We start from the raw sequence: 4,174 nt of genomic DNA on the forward strand, positions 1-4,174 counted from the left end.
ATATAATGAAAATGCAATTGTTGCTGAACCTGCAGGCGCAATGTCAATTGCTTCATTAGACTTCCTAAGGGAGGAAATTAAAGGGAAAAATGTTGTATGTATCGTAAGTGGAGGTAATAATGACATTGGTCGTATGCAGGAAATTAAGGAACGCTCAATGATTTATGAAGGATTACAACATTATTTTATTGTTAACTTTCCGCAACGTGCAGGTGCTTTAAGAGAATTTTTAGATGAAGTACTTGGACCTAATGATGATATTAACCGTTTTGAATATACGAAAAAGAATAATAAAGAAAATGGACCTGCTCTTGTAGGGATCGAATTAAAGCACAAAGGTGATTATGAACCACTTGTTCAAAGAATGAAGAAAAAAGGCTTTTTCTATACAGAGGTAAATAAAGATAGTAATCTATTCCATTTACTTATTTAAGTGAAAAGGTACATGAATTGGAATGTAAAATCCATAAATTCAACTGATTAAAATGAAAAATTTTGAGGCTGTCTAACGAAATAGTTAGGCAGCCTCTTTATCTTTATGATGTTTCTATTTGGCGCAGTATTTTCCTTGTTTATTCCCGCTACAGGCTTTCGCTTACCGTGAACGGTCTGGGTTTCATGTTGTTAGGCCTGTAAAATCTCCCTTTGCCGTGTGATGCTCGCGACTCACGTATTCTAACCAATATACAAGGTGCTAATATATCAACAAAAGCTTTAAAAATGTCTTTAATTTATAATTAAAAACTTATAAAGTTTAAAATTAATCAAAAAATAAGAAAAATGTTCACAATTCACTATTGAATTGGAAATGTTTACAATTGAAACCTGTTCAATACACTGTATAATTAAGATACTATTCAAAGGGAAGTGATGAACCTGAGCAATGTGAAAGTGGTAACAGACTCAACAATTGATATTGATCAAAAACTAGTAGAAAAATATGGGATAACAATCGTTCCTTTATCGATTACAATTGATAATCATACATATATTGATGGAATCGACTTAAAGGCAGATGAATTTATAGATAAAATGAAGGTTGCTTCTGAACTTCCGAAGAGTTCTCAGCCTTCTACAGGGACGTTTTTGGAGGTTTATGACCGTTTAGGTGAAGATGGAAGTTCTGTTATTTCAATTCACATGACACAAACGTTAAGTGGAACAATCCAATCTGCGCAAGGTGCATCGCAAATGACAAATACGGATGTAACTGTTATTGATTCAATGTTCATCTCCAAGGCTCTTGGCTTTCAAGTTTTAGAAGCTGCAAAAATGGCAAAAGAGGGGTATGAAAAAGAAAAAATCGTAAAGAGGCTGGAAGTAATCCGGCAAAACACACGGTTATATATTACCGTCGATACTCTTGAAAACTTAGCAAAAGGTGGAAGGATCGGGAGAGGAAAGGCTTTAATTGGTTCTTTATTGAACGTTAAACCAATTGCAAGCTTACAAGAGGGAGTTTATACGCCAATAAGCAAGGTAAGGAGTCATTCACAAGCCATTAAATATTTAGTCAAACAGTTTGCAGAGGATGTAAAAGGCAAGACAGTTAAAGCTGTTGGAATTGCTCATGCTGATGCTCATGATTTAGCTGCTAAACTTAAACAAGCGCTTATTGAGTTTGCTCCTAATTGTCAAATCGATATTTCATATACAACACCAATTATTTCAACCCATACAGGTCCAGGGGCAATAGGATTTATGTTTTTCTCTGAATAATTTAGCAAGGAAGATGATTTGTTAAAAAACATGCATCTTCCTTTTACGTTTTGGAGCATTTGTTTTACCTGTTATTTTACTGTGGTGTTTCAGTGTAAATAAATGGATGTTGCTTACATATAGTAAATTAAAGAGTACTAGATATAAAGAAGTCATAAAACCTTCACATGGTATCCTTTAATTTCCACACTTTCTTTGATAAAATTTCATAGTAGTTATCAGCATTCAAAAAAATGTGATAAGTGAAGGGTGAATAGTAGTTGTTTAATAAAAAATCTAGGTTTTTAGCTGCAATAATTGGTTTCGTTATTCTTTTACTTATAGTTGGTATCATCGGTTTTCAAATGTTTGGAACGGCATCTCCAATAAAAAATCCACTTAACTATGAAGTGCAAAATTTCCAATTTCATAATCAAGATGGTAAAACAGTTTCTTTAGAGGATTTAAAAGGTGATGTTTGGCTTGCAAACTTCATCTTTACAAACTGTGAAACAGTTTGCCCTCCAATGACTGCAAACATGTCAAAAATACAAAAAAAGATAAAAGAAGAGGGCTTAAATGCAAAAATTATCTCATTTAGTGTAGATCCTGAAGTTGATACCCCTGATAAGATAAAAGAATTTACAAAGCCATATGACATCACATTTGATAATTGGAGCTTCTTGACTGGATATAAACAAGAGGAAATTGAAAAGTTTGCTAGTAAAAGCTTTAAAGCGCTAGTAAAAAAACCGGAAAATTCAGATCAAGTCATACATGGTACGAATTTTTATTTAATTGATCAAAATGGAAGAGTAATGAAAGATTATGTTGGAAGTAATGCGGATACTCCTTATGAAGAAATTATCTCAGATATAAAAGCATTGGAAAATAGTAAATAGTAGTGATTATGATGGATTCCAAATTGGAATCTTTTTTACTAAGATTTAATTTTTATAAAATGATATAATTTGCCTTTAAACTAATTATAGGGTGATTGTATGTTGAAGAAAATAGTGTTAACCTTCATTTCATTTGTTATTTTAACAGGATGTTTGCAACAGCAAAGCTCAACATTAACAACTAATTCTATTAGCCTTGATACAAAAGTACAACCTCCTAGTTCCTTTATTCCTAAGACGATAAAAGTTGTCGCAATTGGTGATTCATTAACTGAGGGAATTGGTGATGAATCAAACCAAGGTGGCTATATTGGGATGTTAAAGGAAGAGCTTGAAGAGGAAAAAAGAATAAAAGAGGTTGAATTAACTAATTTTGGAGTTAAAGGACATAAAACAAGTAATCTACAAAAAAAACTAAAAGAACAAAAGGTTATTTCTAGTTTGAAAGAAGCGGATTTCGTTATCATGACAATCGGGGGAAATGATTTAATGAAAGTTGTTCGGGGAAATTTATTTTCACTCGATTATGAGCCATTTCGTTTAGAACAGAAAAATTTTGAGAAGAATTTGAAAGACATTTTTACAACGATTCGAAAACACAATGCTAAAGCAGAGATTGTTTATATTGGATTATATAATCCATTTAAACATATGTTACCTGAATTAACGGAAATTGATGAAATTATTTCTGAATGGAATATGTCGACACAACAAATGCTACAAAAGGATAAGCATAGTATATACGTTTCAGTTGAAGATATATTTATATCAGAATCCGAAGAAATGTTACTTTCAGAAGATCAATTTCATCCTAATTCAAAAGGGTATTCGCTAATTGCAGATCGGGTGTTAGAGAAAATGAAATCTGAAAGTCTCTTCGTTGATATACGTTAAGAAATGAGTGGTTAATTTGAAAAAATGGAAATTTGCTTTTATTTTTTTGGCTAGTTTTAACTTATTGTGTATTCTTCTTATTGGCGGATATTTGTTTATTCCGGCAAAAACAGATAAACAAGTTTTACCGAAAGTAAGTAACCAAGATGAAACAGTTCCTTTTCTAATAAAAAGCGATAAAGAGTCATTAACAAAATTGATAAATCATTATCTTGAGGAAGAAACTGACCAAGAAAATTTACAATATCGGGTTGATATTAATAATTATGTAAATGTTTATGGAGCAATAAAAGCGTTTAATAAAACGATAGATATGCAATTAGTATTAAAGCCAAAAATTATTTCTGATGGTAATTTACAGTTGCAAGTTAAAGAGCTATCAATAGGTCGTTTCCAATTGCCGGTCTCATATGTATTAACTTATATGAATACATATTATGATTTACCGAGTTATGTCAAAATAAATTCTAACAAAAAGGTTTTTAATATTTATCTTAATGAGCTAACTTTAAAAAATGGATTTACTGCAAGGGCGGAGAGTTTTGATTTAGAAAAGGATAATATAAACTTTACTGTTAATGTACCGTTGCCATAAAAAAGTTAAAACGGACAAAAAATAGTTCGTTGCTGCGAAAAATATAATTGGTAAATTTATCTACCTGTTATTGTGAGTTAGGAAA

General features: G+C 31.5%; 4 protein-coding genes and 1 pseudogene. All 5 read left to right on the plus strand.

The features are described 5' to 3' along the window. A pseudogene (locus tag HU235_RS23575) lies at positions 1-433 on the plus strand (threonine dehydratase); the annotation flags it as partial. Positions 434-876: 443 nt separating this feature from the next. Beyond that, a complete protein-coding gene (locus tag HU235_RS23580; RefSeq protein WP_174881791.1) occupies positions 877-1,719 on the plus strand; it encodes a DegV family protein in 843 nt (280 codons plus the stop codon). 344 nt (positions 1,720-2,063) lie between these two features. Continuing rightward, complete coding sequence (locus HU235_RS23585; RefSeq protein ID WP_174881792.1) at positions 2,064-2,600, plus strand: SCO family protein; 537 nt, start codon at positions 2,064-2,066, stop codon at positions 2,598-2,600. A gap of 102 nt (positions 2,601-2,702) precedes the next feature. Further along, positions 2,703-3,494: an SGNH/GDSL hydrolase family protein gene (locus HU235_RS23590; RefSeq protein ID WP_174881789.1), complete on the plus strand. Its 792-nt coding sequence runs from the start codon at positions 2,703-2,705 to the stop codon at positions 3,492-3,494. 16 nt (positions 3,495-3,510) lie between these two features. Then, the gene (locus HU235_RS23595; protein ID WP_174881790.1) at positions 3,511-4,089 is read left to right on the plus strand and encodes a YpmS family protein; all 579 of its coding nucleotides are present in this window, start codon (positions 3,511-3,513) and stop codon (positions 4,087-4,089) included. Positions 4,090-4,174: the final 85 nt, after the last annotated feature.

Origin of the sequence: Metabacillus niabensis, from assembly GCF_902829255.1 — a bacterium.
GTDB lineage: Bacteria > Bacillota > Bacilli > Bacillales > Bacillaceae > Metabacillus > Metabacillus niabensis.